Source organism: Laedolimicola intestinihominis (genome assembly GCF_040096155.1).
Lineage (GTDB): Bacteria > Bacillota > Clostridia > Lachnospirales > Lachnospiraceae > Laedolimicola > Laedolimicola intestinihominis.
On the sequence record NZ_JBBMFE010000013.1, the window covers coordinates 81,718 to 107,791 of the forward strand.

The 26,074-nt window shown below is 50.8% G+C and carries 19 protein-coding genes; 5 read left to right on the forward strand and 14 right to left on the reverse strand.

What is annotated here, in order from left to right:
- Window positions 1-23: 23 nt before the first annotated feature.
- A complete protein-coding gene (gene alr, locus WMO29_RS13035; RefSeq protein ID WP_349165091.1) occupies window positions 24-1,190 on the reverse strand; it encodes an alanine racemase in 1,167 nt (388 codons plus the stop codon).
- 94 nt (window positions 1,191-1,284) lie between these two features.
- Window positions 1,285-1,932 (reverse strand): redox-sensing transcriptional repressor Rex, encoded by a 648-nt coding sequence (locus WMO29_RS13040; protein WP_178039126.1) that lies wholly within the window; start codon window positions 1,930-1,932, stop codon window positions 1,285-1,287.
- A 186-nt stretch (window positions 1,933-2,118) separates the two neighbouring features.
- On the opposite strand from WMO29_RS13040, the gene abc-f reads away from it, so the two are divergent.
- Window positions 2,119-4,032: a ribosomal protection-like ABC-F family protein gene (gene abc-f, locus WMO29_RS13045; protein WP_349165092.1), complete on the forward strand. Its 1,914-nt coding sequence runs from the start codon at window positions 2,119-2,121 to the stop codon at window positions 4,030-4,032.
- On the opposite strand, the gene WMO29_RS13050 is transcribed toward abc-f, so the two are convergent.
- The 7 genes from WMO29_RS13050 to WMO29_RS13080 all read right to left on the reverse strand — a co-directional run bounded on the left by WMO29_RS13050 (window position 4,026) and on the right by WMO29_RS13080 (window position 12,502).
- Window positions 4,026-5,021, reverse strand: coding sequence for a hypothetical protein (locus WMO29_RS13050; protein WP_349165094.1), 996 nt, complete (start codon window positions 5,019-5,021; stop codon window positions 4,026-4,028). The genes abc-f and WMO29_RS13050 overlap by 7 nt on opposite strands.
- Window positions 5,022-5,032: 11 nt before the next feature.
- Window positions 5,033-6,478, reverse strand: a complete 1,446-nt coding sequence (locus tag WMO29_RS13055) for an MBOAT family O-acyltransferase (protein WP_349165095.1) — start codon at window positions 6,476-6,478, stop codon at window positions 5,033-5,035.
- Window positions 6,468-7,685, reverse strand: a complete 1,218-nt coding sequence (locus WMO29_RS13060; RefSeq protein WP_349165096.1) for an NADP-dependent isocitrate dehydrogenase — start codon at window positions 7,683-7,685, stop codon at window positions 6,468-6,470. The genes WMO29_RS13055 and WMO29_RS13060 overlap by 11 nt, the downstream gene beginning before the upstream one ends.
- Window positions 7,686-7,760: 75 nt before the next feature.
- Window positions 7,761-9,464 carry a S8 family peptidase gene (locus tag WMO29_RS13065; RefSeq protein WP_349165098.1) on the reverse strand — a complete coding sequence of 568 codons (1,704 nt, stop codon included), beginning with the start codon at window positions 9,462-9,464 and terminating at the stop codon, window positions 7,761-7,763.
- 49 nt (window positions 9,465-9,513) lie between these two features.
- Window positions 9,514-10,425, reverse strand: a complete 912-nt coding sequence (locus tag WMO29_RS13070) for a S8 family serine peptidase (protein ID WP_178039120.1) — start codon at window positions 10,423-10,425, stop codon at window positions 9,514-9,516.
- Between the two features lie 30 nt (window positions 10,426-10,455).
- On the reverse strand, window positions 10,456-11,691 hold the full coding sequence (locus WMO29_RS13075) for an MFS transporter (protein WP_349165100.1): 1,236 nt from the start codon (window positions 11,689-11,691) through the stop codon (window positions 10,456-10,458).
- A gap of 22 nt (window positions 11,692-11,713) precedes the next feature.
- A complete protein-coding gene (locus WMO29_RS13080) occupies window positions 11,714-12,502 on the reverse strand; it encodes a zinc dependent phospholipase C family protein (RefSeq protein ID WP_178039118.1) in 789 nt (262 codons plus the stop codon).
- A gap of 186 nt (window positions 12,503-12,688) precedes the next feature.
- On the opposite strand from WMO29_RS13080, the gene WMO29_RS13085 reads away from it, so the two are divergent.
- Both WMO29_RS13085 and WMO29_RS13090 read left to right on the forward strand, forming a co-directional pair.
- Window positions 12,689-12,943 (forward strand): chorion class high-cysteine HCB protein 13, encoded by a 255-nt coding sequence (locus tag WMO29_RS13085; RefSeq protein ID WP_178039117.1) that lies wholly within the window; start codon window positions 12,689-12,691, stop codon window positions 12,941-12,943.
- A 158-nt stretch (window positions 12,944-13,101) separates the two neighbouring features.
- Window positions 13,102-13,506: a hypothetical protein gene (locus WMO29_RS13090; RefSeq protein WP_178039116.1), complete on the forward strand. Its 405-nt coding sequence runs from the start codon at window positions 13,102-13,104 to the stop codon at window positions 13,504-13,506.
- A 67-nt stretch (window positions 13,507-13,573) separates the two neighbouring features.
- Here the strand turns inward: WMO29_RS13090 and WMO29_RS13095 are convergent, their stop codons facing one another.
- The 5 genes from WMO29_RS13095 to WMO29_RS13115 form a co-directional block, all read right to left on the reverse strand.
- Window positions 13,574-14,881, reverse strand: coding sequence for a chloride channel protein (locus tag WMO29_RS13095; RefSeq protein ID WP_178039115.1), 1,308 nt, complete (start codon window positions 14,879-14,881; stop codon window positions 13,574-13,576).
- Complete coding sequence (gene leuS / locus WMO29_RS13100; RefSeq protein WP_349165101.1) at window positions 14,881-17,298, reverse strand: leucine--tRNA ligase; 2,418 nt, start codon at window positions 17,296-17,298, stop codon at window positions 14,881-14,883. The genes WMO29_RS13095 and leuS overlap by 1 nt, the downstream gene beginning before the upstream one ends.
- A gap of 129 nt (window positions 17,299-17,427) precedes the next feature.
- On the reverse strand, window positions 17,428-19,164 hold the full coding sequence (locus WMO29_RS13105; RefSeq protein WP_349165103.1) for an ABC transporter ATP-binding protein: 1,737 nt from the start codon (window positions 19,162-19,164) through the stop codon (window positions 17,428-17,430).
- On the reverse strand, window positions 19,154-20,896 hold the full coding sequence (locus tag WMO29_RS13110; RefSeq protein WP_349165105.1) for an ABC transporter ATP-binding protein: 1,743 nt from the start codon (window positions 20,894-20,896) through the stop codon (window positions 19,154-19,156). Before WMO29_RS13110 ends, WMO29_RS13105 begins: the two co-directional genes overlap by 11 nt.
- A 288-nt stretch (window positions 20,897-21,184) precedes the next feature.
- The gene (locus WMO29_RS13115) at window positions 21,185-23,266 is read right to left on the reverse strand and encodes an elongation factor G (RefSeq protein WP_349165106.1); all 2,082 of its coding nucleotides are present in this window, start codon (window positions 23,264-23,266) and stop codon (window positions 21,185-21,187) included.
- 374 nt (window positions 23,267-23,640) lie between these two features.
- Here WMO29_RS13115 and WMO29_RS13120 point away from each other — a divergent pair, with 374 nt between their 5' ends.
- Both WMO29_RS13120 and aroA read left to right on the forward strand, forming a co-directional pair.
- Window positions 23,641-24,738: a prephenate dehydrogenase gene (locus tag WMO29_RS13120; protein WP_349165108.1), complete on the forward strand. Its 1,098-nt coding sequence runs from the start codon at window positions 23,641-23,643 to the stop codon at window positions 24,736-24,738.
- Window positions 24,739-24,760: 22 nt separating this feature from the next.
- Entirely contained in the window at window positions 24,761-26,038 is a 1,278-nt protein-coding gene (gene aroA, locus WMO29_RS13125; RefSeq protein WP_349165110.1) for a 3-phosphoshikimate 1-carboxyvinyltransferase, read from the forward strand.
- Window positions 26,039-26,074 lie beyond the last annotated feature (36 nt).

Here is a 26,074-nt window from a genome sequence, read left to right on the forward strand (position 1 = left end):
TTCGTGTCTATACGCCGGCTTTTTCAGGCGTAGAAATCGTGAATCTCAGACACCTGCCCGTGCCGCAGATAAATCCGCGGAACGCGCTGGGACAAATCACAGACAAATTCGTAGTTAAACCGCCCGGACAGCTCCGCCAGTTCATCCACGGACAGAACCGCTTCTCCGTTTTTGCCAAACATGGTCACTTCCATGCCCGGAACTGCTTCCGGAATCTCCGTCACATCTACCATCATCTGATCCATACAGACTCTGCCGCAGATAGGCGCCCGCTTACCAGCGATCAGTACCACGCCCTTATTGGACAGGCTTCTCGGATACCCGTCCGCATAGCCCACAGGGACGGTAGCAATCCGGCGCGCAGAATCAGCCGTATAAATGCCGCCATAGCTTACTTCCGTTCCGGGCGCGATGGTCTTTACATGTACAATATGACTTTTCATCTCCATCGCCGGTCTCAGGGGAACCAGCTCCTTCTTCACCTCGTCGGAAGGATACAGACCGTATACCGTAATACCAGCCCGTACCATATCCAGATTTACCTCCGGCAAATCAATGATGCCGGCGCTGTTGGAGCAGTGATGAATCTGAAATTTCACGCCGGCTGCCTCACAGGCTTCCCGGAACGCGCAGTACCGGGCAAGCTGCTTCTCGGTAGCCGCTTTATCCAGCTCGTCAGATTTGGCAAAATGGGTAAACAGCCCCTCCATCCTGATGCCCGGAAGCTTACTGATAGCGCAGACATCCTGCACGCTCTCTTTGGTATCCGCAAATCCAATCCGGCTCATACCGGTATCTACTTTAATATGAACACTCACTTCTTTTTGCTGTCGAACTGCTTCCGCAGACAGTTCCTTCGCCATATCCAGGCGAAATACTGTGGGGCGGATATCCAGGCGCACCAGCTCCTCATAATCCTCCGGAAATACGTACCCCAGAATCAGGATTGGCTTTTGAATGCCATTTCTTCGAAGCTCTGCAGCTTCTTCAATGGTCGCTGCCGCAAAGCCCCACAGATAATCCTTCTTTTCTATCATTCTAGCAATGGGCGCTGCTCCATGTCCATACCCGTTGGCCTTCACTACAGCCGCAATTCTTGTTTTTTCTTTCAGGTTTGCCTTCATAGCCTCAAAATTATCTTCTATGGCATCTAAATCCACATAAGCCGCCACGCGCTTATATCCTTTCACGTCTGACACTCCTCACTATCCTTAATATACTATGCGTTTACATGCAAAAGGGAGCCAAAAGCTCCCTTTTATCATACTTCACTCCGATACTCCGTCAGGAACGGGGATGCTCTTTCTCATACCGTGTAATATTGTAAGAAAGCTGCATCAGGCTCTCTGACAAATGAACATTCTCTACCAGGACGTCCGACGGAACATCCAGATCGATATGGGCGAAATTCCAGATAGCCTTGATTCCATACTGAACCAGAAGCTTCGTCATCTCCTCTGCCTTGGACTTTGGCAGTGTCAATGCCGCAATCTGAATATCTTCATCCTTGATGAAGCTCTCCAGATCCTCCAGCATGTGAATCTGGATGCCCCGGACGCTTAAGCCCTTTAAAATAGGATTTACATCAAAAATGCCTTTTATGTAGAAACCGCGTTTTTCAAAATCCACATAATTGGCCAGAGCCTGTCCCAGATTACCACCGCCGATGATGATCATGTTATGTTTCTTGTCAAGGCCCAGAATCTTGCCGATTTCCTCATACAGATATTTGACATTGTATCCGTACCCCTGCTGCCCAAAACCGCCAAAGTTGTTCAGATCCTGCCGGATCTGTGACGCCGTGACACTCATCCGTTTACTCAGCTCGCCGGAGGAAATACGTTCTACTCCATTTTCCATCAGTTCTCCGAGATAGCGATAATAGCGCGGCAGCCGCTTGATAACTGCTTTTGAGATCTCTCTCTCTTCCATAATATTCTGCACATCCCTCAATAAATCTTTCAAAACTGTTTTTATTATAATCGAAAAGCAAATTTTTTGTCAATCTTTTTACTGGATTCTTCTGAAAGAATCGTAGATTTTATCTTGTTCAATCCTGTATTTTTCGCTATAATAGACTTCATGTGACATTCAACAACGAAAAACAGAGGTGTTTTTATGATATTAGCATGTCAAAATATAAACAAAGCCTTCGGAACCGACGTGATTCTGAAAAACGCGTCCTTCCACATGGAGGATCGGGAAAAAGCCGCCGTGGTCGGTATCAACGGCGCAGGCAAATCCACCCTCTTAAAAATCATCATCGGGGAAATGGAAGCAGACTCCGGCGAGGTGGTTCTGGCAAAAGGCAAAACCATCGGCTATCTGGCACAGCATCAGGATCTGAACAGTGATCATACCATTTACCAGGAGCTGCTGACGGTCAAGCAGGACGTTATCGATCTGGAGACCCGTATCCGGGAGATCGAAGCGCAGATGAAGGAGCTGTCCGGCACTGCGCTGGATATGGCGCTGGAGCAGTATACCCGCATGAACCATGAATTTGAACTTAAAAACGGCTACGCCTATAAGAGCGAGGTGGTCGGCGTCCTGAAGGGACTGGGGTTTGAAGAGGAAGAGTTCGAGAAGCATGTCAACAAGCTGTCCGGCGGTCAGAAGACCCGCGTATCTTTAGGCAAGCTTCTGCTCTCCCATCCGGATCTCATTATGCTGGACGAGCCCACCAACCACCTGGACATGAATTCCATCGCCTGGCTGGAAACCTTTCTTTTGAACTACGACGGCGCGGTTCTGGTGGTTGCCCATGACCGGTATTTTCTGAACCGGATCGCCACGAAGATTATCGAGATTGACGCCGGCGAGGTGACCACCTTCCAGGGCAATTACTCCGACTATGCCGCGAAGAAATCACAGCTTCGGGAAGCCCGCATGCATGCCTGGCTGAATCAGCAGCGGGAAATCAAACATCAGGAAGAGGTCATCCAAAAACTGAAATCCTTTAACCGGGAAAAATCCATCAAACGGGCTGAAAGCCGCGAAAAAATGCTGGACAAGATGGATATACTGGAGAAACCCACGGAAGTCCGCTCTGAGATGCATATCACCCTGGAGCCAAAGGTAGTCAGCGGAAATGACGTGCTGACCGTAGAGGGTCTTTCCAAATCCTTTGGCAGCCAGACCCTCTTCACGGATCTGAATTTCGACGTTAAGCGCGGCGAACGGGTAGCTCTTATCGGCAACAATGGAACCGGAAAAACTACAATATTAAAGATTCTGAATGGATTACTGGAAGCTGACAGCGGTTCCTTTACCTTGGGCTCCAAGGTTCATATCGGTTATTACGATCAGGAGCATCACGTGCTGCACCCGGAAAAGACACTGTTTGAAGAGATTTCCGACGCTTACCCGGATCTGGACAATACAACGATTCGAAGCACCCTGGCCGCTTTTCTTTTCACCGGCGACGATGTGTTCAAACGAATCTCGGAGCTCTCCGGCGGCGAACGGGGACGTGTCTCTCTGGCGAAGCTGATGCTCTCCGAGGCCAATTTTCTGATTCTTGACGAGCCCACCAACCATCTGGACATCGTCTCCAAGGAGATTCTGGAGCAGGCCCTGAACCGCTACACCGGCACCGTGCTTTATGTCTCCCATGACCGTTATTTTATCAATACAACCGCCACACGGATCCTCGATCTGACCGGCGGACAGTTAGTCAATTATATCGGCAATTACGATTATTATCTAGAAAAGCATGATATTCTGACGCCGAAGACGCAGAACCCGGAGCTTCCGGAGGCCAAAGCGGCAGAACCGGAATCTGCAGGAAAACTGGACTGGAAACAGCAGAAAGAGGAACAGGCACGTCAGAGGAAACGGGAAAATGATTTCAAAAAGACGGAAGCGGAAATCTTCGACCTGGAGACCCGGGACGGCGAAATCGATCAGCTTCTGACTCAGGAATCCGTCTACACGAATGTGGCGGAATGCATGAAACTTCACAAAGAAAAGGAGGCCATTGCGGCCCGTCTTGAAATTCTATACGAACAATGGGAAGCGCTGGCTCAATGATTGGCCAGCGCTTCATTAAATTCGGCTAAATTGTCTTCTGTCACATACATGCCGAAGCCCTGATCTTCCAGGCTCTCATCCGTCACCCCGTTAAAGATGCGGTCGATAATCATATCTCCCACCACTTCTGTATAATGACTGGATTCATAAAAATAGTTCTTATCCATGGTCACGGCATTTTCCCCGCTGAAGTTATAAAAGCTCCCCGCTGCTCCGGCCAGCCATCCCAGGTACTGATCGTAACCGAAATGCTTGGACTCCTGATAGGTCCGGTAATAAAGCGGATTGGTAAACACAATCAGGTTAATCCCATACTCTTCGCACAATTCCCGAATCCGCCGGATGTCCAGAAGCGAATCAGCCATATAATCGGTATAATAATCGTCCCAGTAGGGCACATCGTCCTTGAAGGTTCCGCCAAGAGACGGATCCCGGAGCGTACTTCCGCTCCGATAATAGCGTTCCACATAATCCGGATCGGTCACTTCATGATTTCGAATCACATCCAAGGACAGCAGAACGCCCTTAATGCTAAGGTATTTTCCATAAAATCCCAGTCTATCTGTCCTCGGATAGGGGATCCGGTAAAACTGATTCTGATGCAGGGACGGATCCACGAAGGCGGAAATATTATCCACGCCGATCATGACATTTTTCGGAATGATTCCATTGGCAATCATCTCCTGCAGGTTCTCCAGATGCTCCGCCGGCAGTCCTTCTGAATAGGACATATTGTACCATTTTCCATCTGGAATTTTTTCTGTGTCCACAAAGCCAGTCCGGGAGGAACCGAACAGGAATGAATCAAACTTGTCCGGATTATGCAGGATGTACTGCATTTTAATGTAATTGCTGTTGGGCTCTACCCCATTATCCCGGATTTTCTGCCAATGAAAAACATTGTAAGGATCCACCGCCATGGGAATGGCCAGCTCCAGAATCAGGATAAAAATCACAAACGGCGCAATTTTACGTAAAAATCGTCTCATAGATGTCCTCATTAAAACTGAAAGTATACAAAACTGTACTCGCCCAGCTGACGACTGTAAAGCACGACAAAAATCAGGGCGAAATAAAATGTATAGCGCACCGGCTTACCAAAACGGCCAAACCACTGACATACATCTTCCCTAAGCGCAATATAATCGTGCGCCATAAGCAGCACCACCCAGAACAGCACCAGCTTCAGTTCGTTGCTCTGAATCAGCCCGGCTTTTTTGAAGGCCACGTAACATTCCTTCACATAACTCAAAGGATGGGTAATGCCGTCAAAGAGATGGGTCAGAATATAAATTGCGTCTGACATGGTATTTGCCCGGAAAAACAGCCAGGCCAGGGTCACAAAGGCAAAAGTCAGAAGTACTCGGAACCTGTTTTTTCCCTCTTTTCCGGGTGGGAAATACTGATTCCAGATCCGTTCGAATATCTGCGCCGCGCCGTGAAGTCCGCCCCAGATCACAAAAGTCCAGCTGGCCCCGTGCCAGAGACCGCTTACCAGAAAGGTCACAAGCAGATTCCGGTACGTCTTCCATTTTCCGGCACGGCTGCCGCCCAGCGGAATATATACATAATCCCGGAACCAGGTGGACAGAGAAATATGCCATCTGGCCCAAAACTCTTTCACAGAAGCCGCGAAATAAGGGCTCTTGAAATTATTGACCAGATCAATGTCAAAAAGACAGGCCACCCCCCGGGCAATATCCGAATAACCGGAAAAATCACAGTAAACCTGGAAGGCATAAAAAAGTGTCGCCACGCCAAGAGCCAGACCTGTAAAACTTGTCACCTGATTGTATACAATATCCACGCTGGAGGAAAGCACATCCGCAATGGCAATTTTCTTAAAATAGCCCCATGCAATCAGCTTGGCACCCCGGATAGCCTTGTCATACTCAAAATGATGTTCTTCCTCTATCTGCGGCATCAGATGCTCCGCCCGTTCAATGGGACCGGCCAGCAGAAGCGGAAAAAAGGACACAAAGGCCGCGTATTTTCCAAAATGGCGGCAGGCCTTCGTCTTTCCCTTATAGACGTCGATCACATATCCAAGCGTCTGGAAAGTATAGAACGAGATACCTACCGGAAGCACCAGCTTCAGCGTCACCGGGCTCATGGAAATCGATGCACGCGCCAGAAGCGCTGTCACAGAACTGCTCAGGAAATTAAAGTATTTGAAAAAGAACAAAAGACCGAGGCAGACCAGCAGGGCCAGACCCATACATAGCTTCTTTTTCTTCTGTTCTTCTGTTTTCTCAATCACGAGTGCCGTTCCGTAAGAGACTGCCGTAGTCAGCAGAATCAGCAAAATGTATTTCGCGTTGGCGCTCATATAAAAGTAGTAACTGGATACCAGCAGGACGCCCCACCTGTGTTTCGGGGGCGTCAGCCAGTAAATCACAAATACAATAGGCAAAAATATATAAAATGCATTGGAATTAAACAGCATTTAAAAGTTCCTCTAAGGTCTTTCGGATCTCTTTGATAAAATCACCGCTGGAAAGCACCGTCGGATTCGGAAGGGTCGTAATTAGCGCCAAATCTTTGGTCATTTTTCCGTTTTCAATGGTTGCAATGGAAGCCTGCTCCAGTTTATCCGCAAACTCTGTCAGGGCCGGGTTCTGATCCAGCTCTCCGCGCTTTCTTAAGGCGCCGGACCATGCGAAGATGGTCGCCATGGAATTGGTAGAGGTCTCCTCGCCCTTCAAATGCTTGTAATAATGGCGCTGTACGGTTCCGTGTGCCGCCTCATATTCGTAATATCCATGCGGAGATACCAGCACAGAGGTCATCATAGCCAATGAGCCAAAGGCAGTGGCAATCAAATCACTCATGACGTCGCCGTCATAATTCTTGCAGGCCCAGATATAACCACCCTCGGACTTGATCACACGGGCTACCGCGTCATCGATCAGCGTATAAAAATAGGTAATGCCCAGTTTCTCAAACTGTTCTTTATATTCCTTCTCATAAATCTCCTGGAAGGTATCTTTGAAGAAATGATCATATTTCTTGGAAATCGTATCCTTGGTGGCAAACCACAAATCCTGCCTCTGGGAAACCGCGTAGGAAAAGCAGCTTCTGGCAAAGCTTTCGATGGAGCTCTCCAGATTGTGCATGCCCTGTACCACGCCGCCCTCTTTGAAGTCATGGATAGTCTCGCGCAGCTCGGTTCCATCCTCACCGGTAAATACAAGCTCACATTTTCCGGGACCCGGAATCCGCATTTCCGCAGCCTTGTATACATCACCATAAGCATGACGTGCAACGGTAATTGGCTTCTTCCAGTTTTTTACATATGGTTCGATGCCCTTTACGATAATCGGAACCCGGAATACTGTTCCGTCAAGAATCGCCCGGATGGTACCATTGGGACTCTTCCACATCTGTTTTAAATCGTACTCCTCCATGCGAGCCGCATTAGGGGTAATGGTCGCACATTTCACCGCCACACCGTACTTTTTGGTAGCTTCTGCAGCGTCCACAGTCACCTGATCGTCCGTCGCGTTCCGGTGTTCCAGTCCCAGGTCATAATATTCGGTCTTTAAATCAACAAATGGAAGAAGAAGCTCATCCTTAATCATCTTCCAGAGAATCCGTGTCATCTCATCTCCGTCCATCTCTACCAGCGGAGTTGTCATCTTAATTTTTTCCATCGTAGGTCCTCCTAGGGTTTGCGTTTTTCCGCGCTTTGTTCTTTATTATAGACGATTCCCCCTGGGACTGCAAGTTCAAAATCGTCCCAGCGCCGCAAATGCCTGATAGAGATTCAAGGAACCGTAGCCCCAGGAGCGGTTGGGATAAAGGAGGGACGCGCTTCGATCCGCGCCGCGAACCAACAGCTGTTTGATTTCCAGTGTTCCCATCGTCAGCCTGTTTTTCCGTACAACTCCCCATTCCAGTAAAAGTGCTGCCGCCCCGGCTGTCACTGCTGCCGCGGCACTGGTTCCGGTAAGATTCACTGCCCGGTTTTCCGGCCCATAAGCCGCTACCGCTACCCCGGGCGCTGCTAAATCCGGCTTGATTCTCCCGTTTCGTGTAAATCCCCTTCCGGAATCCATATAGATACTGCCATTGGAAGACCGGTAAGCCCCTGTGGTAATCGGCGTCTCCGTATTGCCCGGCTCCGTCAGTGTGATATCCGGATTCGAGTTTAAAAATACAGTCTCACTGCTTACAAAGCCTGTCACCGGCAGCCAGATGTTGTAAACGCCATCTACGATACGTTCCCCGTAGACGCGGATCCGCCAGATTCCCGGAGACGGATCCGCCATGCGGACAACAATCAGTTGATCGCCGCTAAAGAGATTCAGTGTCTGGAAATTCACATAGATCACGGTATTTTCAAAGAGGAAATCAAACATCCAGTTTTTCTGTCCCGAGGTGACCCGCGGAACCTCTTCCCCCGAAGGCGATATGAGTGATACGGAAAATACATCCAGTGTGTTACTCCACAGTTCCATCATCACGCCCTGTTCCCGCTCTGCCACCCTCACTTCCACATCCTGGTACGGATCCCCCTCTCCCATCACGCCATAATAATGGTGCCCCTGATTGGCCTCATTTCCCCCTGCAAGAATGATACAGCGGCCCGCCCGGACGGCAATGGCGTTAAGATATGAGGATAAAGGCGAAGTGCCGGTATGGCCGCCCATATTGCTGCCAAGAGCCAGACAGATAACTAGGGGCAGGCTTTCCTTTTGCGCCAGTTCATGCAGAAAACGGACCCCCAGCATGATATCATTTTCCTGATAAGCTTCCGCTTCCTCAGGTACCAGAAAATATTCCTTCAGATAACGCTTGGCCGGTTTCAGCTTTACCATGGCAATGGACGACAACGGCGCGGCTCCGATCCAGCCGGTCTCACGGTTTTCGCTTCCCGCCGCAATGGACGCAAGCTTCGTTCCGTGGCCGGAAATATCCCGGGTAGGCACTGTTTCATAAGGCTGTTCCGCAGACAGCGCCCCATTGATCTCTGACTTTGTATACACACTGCCATAGTGAATACCCTCCGGCGGCGTTCCGTTCTGATCCGTCTGGTCCCAGATGGCCAGAATCCGACTTTTTCCCGCATTGTCCAGGAAGCAGCGGTTCCGATAATCAATCCCTGTATCAATAAACCCCAGCAATACGCCCTGTCCCCGAAGGTTCAGTACCGGCTGATTCTGCAGAGCCAGAATTCCGGAGGCCTCCAGATTTTCCGTCTGCAGCGTTGTATACAAAGTAGGAAATAGTTCATAACTGTACTCGTACAGTCGTTCCCGATCCGCCGTCCATTTTCTGCGATCCGCGTAAAATACCGTGTAGTAATCATTGATGCGCTGCACGCATACATCCGGATAGATTTCCCGGATATCCTCCTCCCGTACATTGGTCTGCCAGATAAAATCCGCGTAATTTTCCGACACTATTTTTTCTCTGCATGCTTCGTCCATACCGCACCGCCCGTAAGTTCTTTTTACAGCCTATGCTCTCTTTATCTGATCATGCTTTTTTCAGAAGCCCCGGCAGCCAGATTTCACCAAAGCCTTGATGGTTCGGGGCAAGTTTCAGATCTCTGCAGCCTGTCTGCAGCCGCTTTTTTATCTGTTCATTGGTAAGTTCCGGTTCGGCGGACAAAAGTAAGACAAGCGCTCCTGCTGTCACAGAGGTTGCCATGGAGGTGCCTGATTTAACGCTGTAAAATGGATTGCCAGGACTCTCAAAATCCGCCCGGCAGGAACGAATTTCCGCTCCGGGAGCAACCACCTCCGGCTTAAGAACGCACGCCGATATGGGACCCCGGCCAGAATAATGCACCCTTCGGATGCCGCGCACCGGAACGGCCAGTTCATCATCAGAGGAACCCACTGTAATTACCTTTTCACTGGTTCCCGGAACCGTAATGCTGGATCTGGCAGGTCCCTGATTTCCGGCTGCCGCGCAGATTACAAAGCCCGCGTCCCAGGCTTCCTCCACAGCGCTTATGAGCTCTGTCCGTATCTCAGCCTTTGGTACTCTCCCGCCCACAGAAATATTGATAACGCGGACGTCGTATTCTTTTCCATGCTCCAAAAGCCAGTGCAGGGCCCGAATTAGTCCCACACTGTCCCCATTTCCCCTGCCGTCCAGAATTTTCAGGGAAACAAAATGGCATCGCGGCGCAAGTCCCTGGTACCTGCCGCCGGATGCCTCTCCGGTTCCTCCGATAATTCCGCTGATATGGGTTCCATGACCGCAGTCGTCTGCCGCGCCACCGGAATTTGTAAGGTAATTATAAGCATAAACCACCCGGCCCCTTAAGTCCGGGTGTCTGTCATTGACGCCGGAATCCACAACCGCCACACCGACGCCCTCCCCATAGAGGCCAAGCCGGTATGCCGACTGTGCTTCAAGCAGCCTTCTCACGCGATCCATACAGAAAAGACTCCCTGCTTTTCTGTTATTTTATGCATCTCCACAGCGTACTGCCATTCGAAACAGCACAAAGCCCGCCGCGAACATTACCGCAAGCATGGCCACACCCGCGCGGGATGTATGGAACAGCTGGGTGGAGATACCCATCAGCATGGTTCCCACAAAGGCCGCGCCTTTACCGAAGATGTCAAAGAAGCCGAAAAATTCTGTCGCTTTCTCCTTCGGGATAATCCGCGCAAAATAAGACCGGGACAGAGACTGAATCGCCCCTTGGAATACCGCCACCCAGACAGCCAGAAGCCAGAACTCCCAGGCCTTGTCAAGCTGCAGCGCAAAGAGTACCACGCCAAAATAGCTGACGATAGAGACCTCGATCAATGTAGTATTGCGCACCTTCCTGGATAACCGTCCAAAAAGAATCGAACAGGGGAACGCCACTATCTGGGTCAGCAAAAGAGCCAGTAACAGGTTCGTATCACTGATGCCCACGTCCTTGCCATAGGAAGTTGCCATGTCAATAATCGTGTATACACCGTCGATATAGCAGAAGAACGCCAGCAGAAAATACCAGATCTTTGGTGTCCTTCGAATTTCCGCAAAGCTCTGACCCAGGCGGCGGAAGCTGTCCTGCACCGGATGCGCTGTCCGCTCCACATAGTAGATCTGCTGGTAGCTTCTGAGAAGCGGCAGTGTCACCAAAAACCACCAGGCGGCGTTGACCAGGAAAGCCACCGCCGTAGCTGCGCTTCCCGACAGGCCGAAAGCATCTGCTTTCAATACAAAAATCAGGCTGAACATAAAAGGAATACAGCTTCCGATATAGCCCCAGGCATAACCTCTGGCGGATACCTCATCCATCCGCTCATCTGTAGTCACATCACCCAGCATGGCGTCATAAAAGACCAGACTGGCATTTAAGCCCACCTTGGCAATCACATAGACCGCCAGAAAGGCAAGCCAGGTCTTCGGAACCGCAAGACCCGCACAGCCCAACACGCCCATCATCATAAAAAAGGTGAAAACCGGCTTTTTATAACCTTTGGTATCCGCGAAGCTTCCCAGTACCGGACCCAGAATCGCCACAATGATAGTCACAAGCGATGTGGCATAGCTGAAATACGCGGTGGAATCCGCGGCGGAAATGCCGCTGGACGATGCCACATTCTTATAATAAATCGGTATAATCGTAGACGCCAGCATAACGAAGGCCGAATTGCCCACATCATACAGGATCCAGCGTCTTTCCAGTTTCGTTGTCTTATTCATCTTCTTTCTCCCTCAAAAGCTTTTACTCAAAATCCCGGTTCAGCCGTTCGCTGAGCCCTGAATCATTGCTGATAGCCTGAACGTATTTTACAATCTCCTCTGTGGTCGGCTCTACAGCTCTGTTCAGAAGACGTTCCAGCGTCATACCACTCTCCACACATTCAAGATTCACCTGGCCGTCCATCACCAGGCCGCCAAGCCCCTTTTTCTGACCAATTAAGGAGAAAAAGCCTTTTAGGAGCTTCGCTTTTGCTTTAGATGGGCACTGGAACATCCGAATGGTTTTCTTAAAGCCCAGAATACAGGCGTCCACCTGATCGGCTGTCACATCATCCAGTACCGACGCGATGGCTTCTTCCGTATCCAGATCCCGAATCAGATGCCGGGTGCAGTTATTCGTAAGCGGATCCTTTCCATCCTCGATCATAAGTTCCCGGTCGAAATCAGTCTCAATCTCCAGATGACCAAGACCTCTCTCATCCATATAACGGCTGATATAGGGATGGCATTCGCTGTCCAGCATGTAGTGGCACATGAAACCGCAGAGATAGGACAACAATACGTAATTTGGTCTCTTTTGATACTGTTTTCTCGCTTTTTCAAAAAAAGACCTTGCCGTTTCTTCATGCATCTTCACGCCCAGCTGATTGATACGGTTTTTTGAATAAGAATGGTAATAGAATAAGAGATCCGGTCCGTGGAGTCCCAGCAGGTAGGCCGCTTTATTCTCCTTTATCATTTCCCGAAGCTCCCCGGGCAGCGCCCGATAGACTTTCTTTCCGAATTTATAATGTGCGTAGGTTGCAGGCATAGATACCCTTCCTTTCTTCTGTGTTGAAATATGCAGACCCTCTGAGATCTTACTTATGTATTGTCTCACATAATCTTCTTTCTTACAACCTCTATCCCGGTAATTTTTCTGTTATCTTTCCTCACACTTTTTCAGTCCTCTCATACTATGGCAATATAAATAATTCATTTTCCTGGAGGATTTATTATGAGTGATTTAACTGCTACCAACTGCGGATGTGGCTGCGACAATGGTAACAACGGCTGCTGCAGTACTCTGATCTGGCTGCTGCTTTTGACTTCCTGCTGTGGCAACGGCAACGGTCTTTTCGGCGGAAACGGCTGTGGCAATGACAACAGCTGTCTGTGGCTGATTCTGATTCTGTGCTGCTGCGGCGGCTGCGGAAACGGAGGATTTTTCGGCAATAGCGGCTGTGGCTGCGGAAATGGATGCGGCTGCTAGCCCACTTTTCCGGCGGGGAGAAATCAATTTTTCTCCCCGCCGTTTTATAACTTTCTCTATATCAAAGAGAAAGGGCAGCCTCATTGGCAGCCATATTTTTTCATTCATACTTCTTCTATTTTCCCATATATTTATTACAAAAAACCGGAGGCACTCAGATGAAGCCTGGCGACGAGCGCTATCGGATCCTCTATGAGCTTCAGCATAAATGCAATGAGTTGAATCGAAAAATCGATTCTCTGATTCGCATGATGGAAATACTGACTACTTATATGCAGTATTCCAGCATGATGGCTGAAATGACGGCTGTGCAAACACCCGGCTCTGGTTCTGATCGCTGTGCTGATGACGGGCAGGCTTCTTTTGATGGTACGCCGGAAGGGAGTGGGCGTATGGATCCCAGGGAGTTTCAGAAGATTATGAATATGGCGAAGAGTTCGGATCATCCGATGTCGGAGGGGGAGTTTCAGGAGATTTTTAATACGCTGAAGCAGGGAAAGTCGGAGGAAGAGGTGGCGCGGATGGAGCAGATGGTGAAGCTGGCGCGGAGTTTTATGAAGTAACGGACGAAAAAGGCTGGCGGAAAAATTTTCCGCCGGCCTTTTTCTGACTTTCTATGTCGCACACCACCTATTCCTTGGCATTACGGTTGATGAACTGTGTCTTTACTTTGGAATACATGATCTTCTGGCTGCGGTAGAGGCCGTAGTAGCCGGACTGCATGTAGCTGATGGCAATGGCCACAAAGTAAAACGGGGCTCCTTCGAAGCCGAACATCTCAAGGCTGATCAGCAGCGAGGAGATAGGGCTGTTGGTGACGCCGCAAAATACTGCGGCCATGCCGCAGGCGGCGGCCAGGGATGGGGAGATGTGCAGGATCTGACCCATGAGGCAGCCGAAGGTAGCTCCTACAAAGAAGGTGGGGACGATCTCGCCGCCCTTGAAGCCGCCGGACAGGGTGATGGCGGTGAATACAATCTTCAAAAGGAAGGCGCACCAGACAACCTGTTGGTCGACTACAGCCCGTTCTACTACCTGCATGCCGGTACCCAGGTAATCTGTGGTTCCCAGAAGCATCGTTAAAATGATGATCAGGACGCCTGATACCAGGGGGCGCATAAAGGCATTCTTAATTTTTTCCGCAAATATCTCTTCTGTTTTATGTAAAACGACGCAGAACAGGATGCTGACTGCGGCACAGCAAAATCCCAGGAACAGGATTTTGCCTGCATTCGGGAGATTGAATTCCGGCAAAGTTCCCAGAGAAAAACGCTCTCCGGTCAGCCCGAAGTGGCAGGCTACCCCATAGGCGATGTACGAAGCCACCACACAGGGTACCAGAGCCGCGTAGTGCATGATGCCGACGCTTACAACTTCCATGGAAAAGACAGTCGCTGCCATGGGGGTTCCAAACAAGGCGGAAAAGGCGGCGCTCATACCGGCCATGATCATAACACGGCGATCATTTTCGTCGATACGCAGAATTTTGCCCAGAAAGTTGCCGATGCTTCCGCCCAGCTGCAGGGCCGCGCCCTCACGTCCGGCGGAACCGCCGAAGAGATGGGTCAGGATCGTAGAGATGAAGATCAGCGGCGCTGTCTTTAAGGGTATCTCACGCTCCGCGTGAATGGCATCCAGAACCATATTGGTGCTGCTGCGCTCCTGTTTGCGCTCCCATTGATACATCCAGACAATCAGAACGCCCGCGAAGGGCAGACCGTACAGGATCCAGGGATGAGCCATACGAAAAGACGTAGCCATGGAAACGCCTTTTCCGAAGGCGGTTCCCACAAGACCCAACGCCAGGCCGGTCAGTGCAGCGAATATCAGCCATTTTGCAAGAACGACTAATCGGTTCCAGATGGTAATCCGGAACCGATTTTCAAGCTGCGGGACCACGTCCCGCAGCTCCTCTTTTTTATTAGTTTGTTCATCCATTACGGTTTTACCACAATATTGATGATTCTTCCGGGCACGTAAATTTCTTTTACGATGGTGCCCTTCAGCCAGTCTGCTACTACTTCCTTACCAGCCGCGATAGCGTCTTCCTTGGCTGCGCTGCTGGAAATGGTAACGGTTCCACGGGTCTTACCATTGACCTGTACGGCGATCTCGATCTCGTCGTCCTTCATGGCTTCCTCATCCGCATCCGGCCATCCATGAGCAAATACAGTCTCACTGTGACCCAACTGCTCCCAAAGCTCCTCTGCGATATGCGGAGCGAAAGGCGCAATCAGGGTTACGGCTGTCTCCAGTGTCTCTTTGTCCAGACCATCCTGGCGCTTTGCCAGATCGATGAGCTTGTTATTGTACTCCATGAAACCGGAGATAACGGTGTTCAAGCTGAAGCTGTTCAGACGGGTAGTAATGTCATAGACCATCTTGTGACGGATCTTGACGCTCTCCGGAGTTTCCGCGGTTCCCTTGTCCTTGTTGTCCAGAACCAGGTTCCAGAAACGCTTCAGGAAACGGGATACGCCATCGATTCCCCTGTCGTCCCACTCAGCATCCAGCTCGGGCGGTCCTACGAACATCTCATACATTCTCAGAGCGTCGCAGCCATAATCGCGGATCAGGTCGTCCGGGGAAACCACGTTTCCTTTGGACTTACTCATCTTGATGCCGTTCTTACCGGTGATCATACCCTGATTGAACAGCTTGGTAAACGGCTCGTCAAAGTCGATGACACCGATATCATGCAGGAACTTGGTATAGAAACGGGAGTACAAAAGATGCAGTACCGCATGCTCGACGCCGCCGATGTACATATCTACCGGCAGATACTTATCTGCCTTCTCCTTGCTTACCAGCTCCTCATCGTTGTGATTATCCACGTAGCGCAGGAAATACCAGGAGGAACCTGCCCACTGGGGCATGGTGTTGGTCTCTCTCTTTGCAGGCGCGCCGCAGCACGGGCAGGTGGTGTTGACCCACTCATCAATGGCAGCGAGAGGTGACTCTCCGGTACCTGTCGGCTGATAACTTTCTACCTCCGGCAGCTCCAGCGGAAGCTGATCTTCCGGAACCGGTACGTTGCCGCACTTCGGACAATGGATGATCGGAATCGGCTCGCCCCAGTAACGCTGACGGGAGAATACCCAGTCACGCAGCTTATAGTTGACGGTCTTCTTGCCCACGCCCATCTTCTCGATGATAAGCGGTGCTTCCTTCTTCAGGACTGCAGACTCCATGCCGTTCCACTCGCCGGAATTGATCATGGTTCCGCTGGCCTCGGTATAAGCCTCAGTCATATTTTCAATTTCCTTGCCATCCTTGGCAATAACCTGGATGATCGGAATGTTGAATTTCTTCGCGAACTCAAAGTCACGGTCGTCATGGGCCGGTACGCACATGATGGCGCCGGTACCATAGTCAGCCAGTACGTAATCGGAAAGCCAGATGGGAACCTTTGCTCCGTTGATGGGGTTGATCGCGTAGCTTCCGGTAAATACGCCGGTCTTTTCCTTATCCTGTACACGATCCACGTTGGAACGCATGGAAGACTTGAAAATGTAATCCTCTACTGCCGCTCTGGTCTCATCGGTAGCCAGCTTGGCAGCCAGCGCATGCTCCGGAGCCAGTACCATAAAGGTCGCGCCGTGCAGAGTATCCGGACGTGTGGTATATACGGTGATCTTCTCATCACTGTTCTCTACCTTGAAATCCACCTCAGCACCGTAAGACTTGCCGATCCAGTCGGTCTGCATCTTCTTAACCTTCTCCGGCCAGTCCAGCTTGTCCAGGTCGTTCAGCAGGCGGTCTGCATATGCGGTGATCTTCAGCATCCACTGACGCAGATTCTTCTTGGTAACCGGAGTGCCGCAGCGCTCGCAGCAGCCGTTGACCACTTCCTCATTTGCCAGACCGGTCTTACAGGACGGACACCAGTTGATGGGGAACTCCTTTTCATACGCCAGGCCCTTTTTGAACATCTGTACAAAAATCCACTGTGTCCACTTATAGAACTTCGGATCTGTTGTATTCACTTCCATATCCCAGTCGTAAAGGGCTGCGATATCGTTAATCTGTCTCTTGATATTAGCCACATTCTCTGCGGTAGACTTTGCCGGGTGTACACCCATCTTGATGGCGTAGTTCTCAGCCGGAAGTCCGAATGCGTCCCATCCCATGGGATGAATGATGTAATGTCCCTGCATCAGCTTGTAGCGGCTCCATACATCACTGATAACATAGCCTCTCCAGTGACCTACATGAAGTCCGTTGCCTGACGGATAGGGGAACATATCCAGACAATAATATTTCGGTTTTTTCCCGTCGTTGACGTTCACCGGATGCTCTTCCCAGTGCTTGCGCCACTTCTCTTCCACCGCGCGGTGGTTAAATGGTACTGCCATTTCTTTCCACTCCTCTTGTTTATCTTGTAAAAATAAGAATCTTCGCAATTACTTCGGGTTACAATTTACGAATTCTCACTGCATTTTATCATATCACACCAGACTGCTTTGTCAAGCAAAATCGGTCTTTTACACGGCCCACTGGCTGTTATAAAGCTCCGCGTAGAAGCCATTGGCCGCAAGCAAGCTTTCGTGGGTACCCTGCTCGACAATCTGTCCGTCCCGCATAACCAGAATCACATCCGCCTCCCGAATGGTAGACAGACGGTGGGCTACGATAAAGCTGGTACGGCCCTCCATCATTTTCGCGAAGGCATTTTGAATCTTCAGCTCCGTACGGGTATCAATGCTGGATGTGGCCTCGTCCAGAATCAGCATGGGCGGCAGGCACAGCATGACGCGGGAGATACACAGAAGCTGCTTCTGTCCCTGAGAAAGGCTGCCTCCATCCTCGGAAAGCACCGTGTAATAACCCTTCGGCAGACGCCGGATGAAGCTGTGGGCGTGGGACGCTTTAGCTGCCTCGATAATCTCCTCCTCCGTGGCGTCCGGCTTTCCATAGGAAATGTTGTCGCGGACCGTCGCGGACTTCAGCCAGGTCTCCTGCAATACCATACCGTACTGCTGCCGCAGATTTTCCCGGGTCAGATCCTGAATCGGGGTTCCGTCCACAGAGATGCAGCCCTTGTCCACATCGTAGAAACGCATCAGCAAGTTAATCAGGGTACTCTTACCGCAGCCAGTGGGACCGACAATGGCGATTCTCTGGCCTGGCTTCACATGCAGATTCAGATTCTTAATCAGCTCCCGATCCTTTGTATAGGAAAATGCCACATTTTCCAGAACCACGCTTCCATCCGCCTTCTCGATATGGGGACCGTCCGCCGGATCGGCGCTCATGGGCTCCCGGTCGATGAAGTCAAAGACACGCTCCGCGCAGGCCAGGGCGTTCTGAAGCTCGGTGACCACACCGGAGATCTCATTAAAAGGCTTGGTATACTGGTTTGCGTAGCTTAAGAAGCAGGAAAGCTGACCTACGCTCAGGGCGCCACGGATGGCCGCGAAAGCGCCTGCCACGCCCACGCCCGCGTACACCATACTGTTGACAAAACGGGTCGCCGGGTTGGTAATCGATGAATAGAAAATCGCCCGCAGGCTGTGCTTCTGAAGCTGCCGGTTAATCGCATCAAACTGCGCAATGGCTTCTTCTTCATGACCAAAAGCCTTGACCACCTTCTGATTTCCTACCATCTCATCAATCAGTCCGGTAAGCTCTCCTCTGGTCTCAGACTGAAGCTTGAACATGCTGTGGGTCCGCCTGGCGATAAAGCCGGCCACCAGAAGGGACAGCGGCGTAATGCAGACCACCACCAATGTGATGCCCACATTGATCGAAAGCATGAACAGCAGGGTTCCCAGAATGGTCATCACGCCTGTAAATAACTGGGTAAATCCCATCAACAGACCGTCGGAAAACTGGTCGATATCCGCAATCAGGCGGCTGACGATGTCGCCCTGGGGATGACTATCGATATAGCTTAGGGGCAGATCCTGCATATGGTCAAAGGCCTCTGTCCGCACATCCATCACGACCTTATAAGTGATGTGGTTGTTGCAGAGATTCATGAGCCACTGGAACACCGAGGTGGCTCCTATAATCACGCCCAGCTTCGTCAGAAGCTTCAGGAGGGCTGCAAAATCTACCGCGCCCTTTCCAATCATAAAATCGATGGCGTCGCCGGTGAGAATCGGCGCGTACAGGGTCAGGGCCACGGTCAGAACCGCCAGCAGAATGGACGCCAGCAGATACTGTCGATACCCTTCGATATAGCAAAGGACTCTTTTTAATGTAGATTTACGCTTCATGTGCTTTTTCCTCCTCTGCCGAAACCTGGGAGTTACAGATCTCCCGATATACTTCACAATTCTGATACAGTTCTTCGTGCTTTCCGATGCCCGCTACCGCGCCGTCATCCAGCACGATAATCTTGTCCGCCTGCCGGATGGTCGCCGCCCGCTGGGATACCAGGAATACCGTAGCTTCTTTTTTATGCTCCCGCAGAGCTTTCCGGAGCTTCGCGTCCGTGGCAAAATCCAGAGCCGAAGCACTGTCGTCCAGAATCAGAATCTCCGGATCCCGCACCAGCGCTCTTGCGATGGTCAGACGCTGTCTCTGTCCGCCGGACAGGTTTCGGCCGCTCTGCAACACTTCCGTATCCAGGCCTTTTTCCTTCTTTTCTACAATCTCACGACCCTGAGCGGTCTCAAGTGCCGCGTACAGTTCTTCGTCGCTGGCGTCCTTCTTGCCCCACTGCAGATTTTCCCGGATGGTACCGGAGAACAGCACCGCTTTCTGGGGAACCACACCCACTTTGCCACGCAGTCCTTCATAGGTGTAATCCTGTACATTCCGACCGTCCACCAGGACCTCACCCTCGCTCACATCATAAAATCGGGGAATCAGATTCACCAGGGTAGACTTTCCGGAACCGGTGCCGCCGATGACGCCGATGGTCTCGCCCGGATAAGCCCGGAAGCTCACATGGGACAGGGCCGCGTCCGCGCCCTCCTCATAGATAATGCTGACATTTTTAAATTCCACGCAGGGAACTTCCTTCTCCTGCTTCTGTTCTTCGACTGTTCCTTCCGTCATACCCGTTTCCTGATCCAGAATCTTATTGATACGGGACAGACAGGCCAGAGACTTGGTTACATTAATGATCAAATTGGCCAGCTTAATCAGCTCCACGAGAATCTGGGACATATAGTTGACCAACGCCACCACCTGGCCCTGGCTCAGGATTCCCGCATCTACCTGCCGTCCGCCGGTCCATACCAGCAGAATCACCGCTGCATTGATAATCGCGTAAGTCAGGGGATTCAAAAGCCCGGAAATCCGGCCCACGAAAAGCTGGGTGTTCATAAGGATAGTGCTGTCCCGATGAAAGGTCTTCATCTCCTCCTGCTGCCGGTTGAATGCCCGTACCACACGGACACCGGACAGGTTTTCCCGCACATGAAGCAGCACCCGATCCAGCTGACTCTGCACTTTCCGATACCAGGGAATCGTAATGCCCATAATCGCGAATATCACGATAAACAGTACCGGGACAACCCCTGCAAATACCGCCGCCGCCTTCATATCAATGGTAAAGGCCATGACCATGGCTCCAAACACGATAAATGGGGAACGTAAGAACAGACGCAGCACCAGATTCACACCGGTCTGTACCTGATTGATATCACTGGTAATCCGGGTAATCAGCGTGGAGGTTCCAATGGTGTCCAGCTCTTTATAGGAAAAGCTGTTCAGATGCTCAAACAGGGCCTTTCGCATGGCGGTACTGCTTCCCACCGCCGCTTTCGCCGCAAAATACTGGGCTGTAATGGAACTGGCCAGTCCCACGAAGCCCAGCAGAATCAGGACGCCGCCCATCTTCAGTACATAGCCGCCGTCCCCGTTCGCGATACCCGTATCGATAATATGGGCCACCACCAGCGGCACCAGCAGCTCAAAGCTGGCTTCCAGAAGCTTGAAAAGAGGTCCTAAAATGCTCTCCTTTTTATACTCTTTCATGTAATACAACAGTCGTTTCATGTCCTGTTTCCTCCGTAACACGTATATTTTTTTATTGTACCCCCGGAAAGAATATTTTACAAGAGCCAAAAAAGAGCACCCGGCGCTAACCGGATGCCCTTGGTTACTGCTCACTTCGTTCGCATTAACCCGCTTCGCTATGCACAGAAATTACGCTATTCGCGTAATTTCGCGCTTGCATAACTCGGGATTTTGGCATATACATACCAAAACACCTCGCGGGATAGTGGCCGTGAACAGTAATTGTTCTTATACTATCTCCCCTTTTTTCATAATCCCTATGTAAAATTATTCTGCAGTTTCGGAGGCTCTCGCTTCCACTTCCTTCGCCTGCACATCCGCCGGCGCCTGCTCGTAGCGCGCAAACTCATAGGAGAATTCGCCGCTTCCGCCTGTCATGGAACGCAGGTCTGTGGAATAACCGAAAATCTCGGTCATCGGAACGTCCGCTACGACTTCCTGCTTACCGCCTGCAATGGGGTTCATGCCCAGCACACGGCCGCGTCTCTTATTCAGATCGCCCATGACGTCACCGGTATACTTATCCGGAACCGTTACTGTCATGGTCACAATCGGCTCCAGCAGAACCGGACCTGCTTCCATGAAGCCCTTCTTGAAGGCCTGGCTTGCCGCGGTCTTGAACGCCATCTCGGAAGAATCTACCGGATGATAGGAACCGTCGTACAGAACAGCCTTTACGCCGACTACCGGATATCCGGCCAGAGGACCCTTCACCACAGATTCCTGAATACCCTTTTCCACTGCCGGGAAGTAGTTCTTCGGAACCGCACCGCCGACTACGATCTGCTCAAATACATACGGAGTCTCCAAATCGCCGGAGGGCTCGAAGGTCATCTTAACATGGCCGTACTGTCCGTGTCCGCCGGACTGCTTCTTATACTTGGAGTCCACATCCGCTTTCTTCTTCAGAGTCTCACGGAAAGCTACCTTCGGCTTGGACAGCTCTACCGATACCTTAAATTTCTCTTCCAGCTTGCTGACTACCACGTCCAGATGCTGGTCGCCCATGCCGTACAGCAGGGTCTGGCGGTTCTCGGAATCATTGACGTTCTTTAAGGTCAGATCCTCTTCCATCATCTTCGCCAGCGCCTGGGAAATCTTATCCTCGTCGCCTTTATTCTTTGCCTTATATCTCATGTAGGTATAGGGCTTGGAAATCTCGGTTCTGCCGAACACAATCGGGGCTGCCTTGGTGGACAGGGTGTCGCCGGTCTTGGTATTCGCCAGCTTGCCGATGGCTCCGATATCGCCTGCGTGCAGCTCTGTGGTCTCGATGGGCTTGTTGCCCTGCATGATGTACAACTTGTTCAGCTTTTCTTCTGCATCCTTATCCTGATTATAGAGAGTATCGTCGGACTTAATAACACCGGAGGACACCTTGATCAGAGAATACTTTCCGATAAACGGATCCACGATGGTCTTAAATACATAAGCGGATTTCGTCTTGGAGAAATCGTAATTCGCCTCGAAAATCTCGTTGGTCTTCATATTGATACCGTTACAGGACTTCTTATCCGGGCTCGGGAACAGCTCTACGATATCATTCATCAGGTTGTGGATGTTACGGAGCTCGGTGCTGGATCCCATGGATACCGGAATCACAGTGCCGTCGCATACATTAAACTTCATAGCCGCACGGATCTCGCTGAAGGTGAACTCCTCACCATTGAAGTACCGCTCCATAAATTCATCGGAGGTCTCCGCTACTGCGTCCAGAAGCGCCTCACGGCAGATAGCCAGGTTTTCTTTGGAGTATTCCGGAATCTCACACTCCTCGCGTTTGCCGATATCGGTGAAGCGGCGGCCTGCCATTTTGCAGACGTTGATATAGCCCACAAATTTCTCATTTTCACGGATAGGCTGATAGAACGGCGCAATCTTCTTGCCGTACAAATCGGTCAGATCCTGTACCACCTGACGGAAGGACGCATGATCCACATCCATCTCAGATACAAAAAACATTCTCGGCAGCTTATACTTCTCGCAGAGATCCCATGCCTTCTGGGTCCCGACCTCCACGCCGGCCTTACCGGATACCACAATAATTGCCGCGTCAGCCGCTGACACTGCCTCTTCTGCCTCGCCTACAAAATCGAAATATCCCGGAGCGTCCAGAAGATTAATCTTACAATCCTGCCAAATCAGAGGAACTACCGATGTGGTAATGGAGAACTTTCTCTTAATCTCTTCCTTATCATAATCACTGATGGTATTGCCGTCAGTCACTTTACCGATACGGGTGGTCAGGCCGGATACATATGCCATCGCCTCTACGAGACTGGTCTTACCGCAGCCGCCGTGGCCAAGAAGAACTACGTTACGAATTTTGTCAGTTGTGTAAATATTCATGCCTATTCCTCCGATTACAATAATTTTATAGTTCCGGATATTTCATCTGTCAAAAAGATTATTCTGTAAATGAAAGGCATCGGAACACCATGGATACATTTTACTAAAAGTCTGACAATATTGCAATAGTTTTTATATATTTTTTACAAGTAATTTCTATTTTTGCGAATTTTTGTACAGCATATTGTAAATCTGGCATCCATCTGCAGAAATCAATTTTCGTCATCCCGCCGGGCTTTCCGCTTTCTATATTCTTATTCTTCTGCTTTCGCGATACACTTTTATGCGTTAATGTAAACTAGTGTTGACATTTTGCGCAAAAAACTTTAAACTTAACTCTTAGAGATTTTGTATACATAAAAGGAGTTTTCACCATGAAAATGAATACCATCGGCTTTATCGGACTGGGCCTCATCGGCGGCTCCATCGCAAAAGCCATTCGCGCATATCACCCGGATGTCCGGATGATAGCCTATATGAGAAGTCAGGACACACTCCAAAAAGCTGTAGACGAAGGCGTGATCAACGAGGCCTGTTCTGAAGTCGGCGAGCAGTTTGCCGCCTGCGATCTGCTTTTCCTCTGTGCGCCCGTGGAGACTAACGCCCGCTATCTGGAGCAGTTAAAGCCCATGTTACCGAAGACCTGTCTCCTGACTGATGTGGGCAGCACAAAGACGGATATTCATGAGAAGGTAGATGCTCTGGGGCTTACCGGGCAGTTCATCGGCGGCCATCCCATGGCAGGCTCTGAAAAGACCGGATACGAGAACGCCAAGACCCATCTGATTGAAAATGCCTACTATATTATCACGCCGGGCACAGGCGTGCCTGAGGATACGGTAAATGAATTCGTTGCCCTAGTTTCCTCTCTAAAGGCCCTTCCGCTGGTATTGGATTACCGCCAGCATGATTTTATCACGGCCTGCGTCAGCCATCTGCCCCACCTGATCGCTTCTTCTCTGGTGGAATTGGTGAAGGATCTGGACGGCCCCGACGAATTGATGAAACGGATTGCAGCGGGCGGTTTCAAGGATATTACAAGAATTGCATCCTCTTCTCCCGATATGTGGGAGCAGATCTGCATGACCAATTCCGAAAATATTTTGAAAGCGCTGGATCATTACCAGGCGCAGCTTAGCCGACTCCGGACGGAAATTACCGGAAAAGAAGCGGACAAGATCCATGCTTTCTTTGCCGCTTCCCGAGATTACCGGAACTCCATTCCGGAGGCTTCTGCAGGACCGCTCAAGAAGACCTACGCCTTCTACTGCGACATGGTGGACGAGGCCGGCGGTATCGCTACTCTGGCGACCATCCTGGCTTCCGGCGGCATCAGTATCAAAAACATCGGTATTATCCACAATCGGGAATTCGAAGAAGCCGTGCTCCGCGTAGAACTCTACGAGGAAGACGCTTATAAGAAAGCAGTGGAACTGCTTCGTAAATACCGTTACACCATTTATGAGCGATAAATATACTGTGAGGAGAACATTTATGAAATTTACACGTGCGCAGAAATTACACGGGGAAGTTACCATCCCCGGCGATAAATCCATCTCCCATCGGACTGTTATGTTCGGCTCGCTGGCAGAGGGAACCACCGAGGTGACCGGTTTCTTAAGGGGCGCCGACTGCCTCTCTACCATTGACTGCTTCCGTCGGCTCGGCATTTCCATTGAGGATAAGGGCGAGCAGATTCTGATTCACGGGAAGGGACTGCACGGGCTTTCCGCGCCGTCTGCGATTCTGGATGCAGGCAACAGCGGTACAACCACCCGGCTGATTTCCGGTATCTTAAGCGGTCAGAATTTCGAGACTACGCTGACCGGCGACGCCTCCATACAGAAGCGGCCCATGGGACGTATCATCGAACCCTTAAGTCAGATGGGTGCCGCCATTACCAGCCTTTCCGGAAATGGGTGCGCGCCGCTTCGCATTCAGGGACGGCCCTTACATGGCATTCACTATACTACAAAGGTGGCTTCCGCTCAGGTGAAGTCTTCGATTCTGCTGGCCGGACTTTACGCAGACGCGCCCACCAGCGTGACGGAACCTGCGCTGTCCCGAAATCATTCGGAGCTGATGCTGCGTTTCTTCGGAGCGGATGTGAAAAGTGAAGGGACTACGGCTGCGATTCAGCCAGAGCCGAAACTCATCGGACAGAAGGTACAGGTTCCCGGGGATATCTCTTCTGCCGCTTACTTTATCGCGGCGGGATGTATCACACCGGATTCGGAGCTGCTGATTAAAAATGTGGGAACCAACCCGACCCGGGACGGTATTTTACGTGTCTGCCGGATGATGAACGCGGATGTAACACTGCTGAATGAAAATACGGACAGTGGCGAGCCCACTGCTGATCTGCTGATTCGCACTTCTTCTCTCAAGGGTTGTATCATTGAAGGGGAGCTGATTCCGACTCTGATTGACGAATTGCCGGTGATTGCGGTCATGGCCTGCTTTGCGGAAGGTACGACGAGCATCCGGGACGCGGCAGAGCTGAAGGTGAAGGAGTCTGACCGAATCGCGGTGATGACGGAGAATCTGACAGCTATGGGCGCGAAGGTAACGGCGACGAATGACGGTATGATAATTGAAGGTGGTTATCCGCTTCACGGGGCTGTAATTGACAGCCATCTGGATCATCGGATCGCCATGTCATTTGCGGTGGCGGCGCTCAATGCGGATGGGGAGACGGAGATCCTCGGCGCGGACTGTGTGAATATTTCTTATCCGGCTTTCTACAGAGATTTAGAGGAAATGCAAAGATAAGGACGGACGAAAAGAGGGGGGGGGGGGGGGGGGGGG

Excerpts from the sequence above, each read along its gene's own strand:
- WMO29_RS13040 (WP_178039126.1), bottom strand. The coding sequence starts at position 1,932 with ATGGAAGAGAGAGAGATCTCAAAAGCAGTTATCAAGCGGCTGCCGCGC.
- abc-f (WP_349165092.1), top strand. The coding sequence starts at position 2,119 with ATGATATTAGCATGTCAAAATATAAACAAAGCCTTCGGAACCGACGTG.
- WMO29_RS13050 (WP_349165094.1), bottom strand. The coding sequence starts at position 5,021 with ATGAGACGATTTTTACGTAAAATTGCGCCGTTTGTGATTTTTATCCTG.
- WMO29_RS13055 (WP_349165095.1), bottom strand. The coding sequence starts at position 6,478 with ATGCTGTTTAATTCCAATGCATTTTATATATTTTTGCCTATTGTATTT.
- WMO29_RS13060 (WP_349165096.1), bottom strand. The coding sequence starts at position 7,685 with ATGGAAAAAATTAAGATGACAACTCCGCTGGTAGAGATGGACGGAGAT.
- WMO29_RS13065 (WP_349165098.1), bottom strand. The coding sequence starts at position 9,464 with ATGGACGAAGCATGCAGAGAAAAAATAGTGTCGGAAAATTACGCGGAT.
- WMO29_RS13070 (WP_178039120.1), bottom strand. The coding sequence starts at position 10,425 with ATGGATCGCGTGAGAAGGCTGCTTGAAGCACAGTCGGCATACCGGCTT.
- WMO29_RS13075 (WP_349165100.1), bottom strand. The coding sequence starts at position 11,691 with ATGAATAAGACAACGAAACTGGAAAGACGCTGGATCCTGTATGATGTG.
- WMO29_RS13080 (WP_178039118.1), bottom strand. The coding sequence starts at position 12,502 with ATGCCTGCAACCTACGCACATTATAAATTCGGAAAGAAAGTCTATCGG.
- WMO29_RS13085 (WP_178039117.1), top strand. The coding sequence starts at position 12,689 with ATGAGTGATTTAACTGCTACCAACTGCGGATGTGGCTGCGACAATGGT.
- WMO29_RS13090 (WP_178039116.1), top strand. The coding sequence starts at position 13,102 with ATGAAGCCTGGCGACGAGCGCTATCGGATCCTCTATGAGCTTCAGCAT.
- WMO29_RS13095 (WP_178039115.1), bottom strand. The coding sequence starts at position 14,881 with ATGGATGAACAAACTAATAAAAAAGAGGAGCTGCGGGACGTGGTCCCG.
- leuS (WP_349165101.1), bottom strand. The coding sequence starts at position 17,298 with ATGGCAGTACCATTTAACCACCGCGCGGTGGAAGAGAAGTGGCGCAAG.
- WMO29_RS13105 (WP_349165103.1), bottom strand. The coding sequence starts at position 19,164 with ATGAAGCGTAAATCTACATTAAAAAGAGTCCTTTGCTATATCGAAGGG.
- WMO29_RS13110 (WP_349165105.1), bottom strand. The coding sequence starts at position 20,896 with ATGAAACGACTGTTGTATTACATGAAAGAGTATAAAAAGGAGAGCATT.
- WMO29_RS13115 (WP_349165106.1), bottom strand. The coding sequence starts at position 23,266 with ATGAATATTTACACAACTGACAAAATTCGTAACGTAGTTCTTCTTGGC.
- WMO29_RS13120 (WP_349165108.1), top strand. The coding sequence starts at position 23,641 with ATGAAAATGAATACCATCGGCTTTATCGGACTGGGCCTCATCGGCGGC.
- aroA (WP_349165110.1), top strand. The coding sequence starts at position 24,761 with ATGAAATTTACACGTGCGCAGAAATTACACGGGGAAGTTACCATCCCC.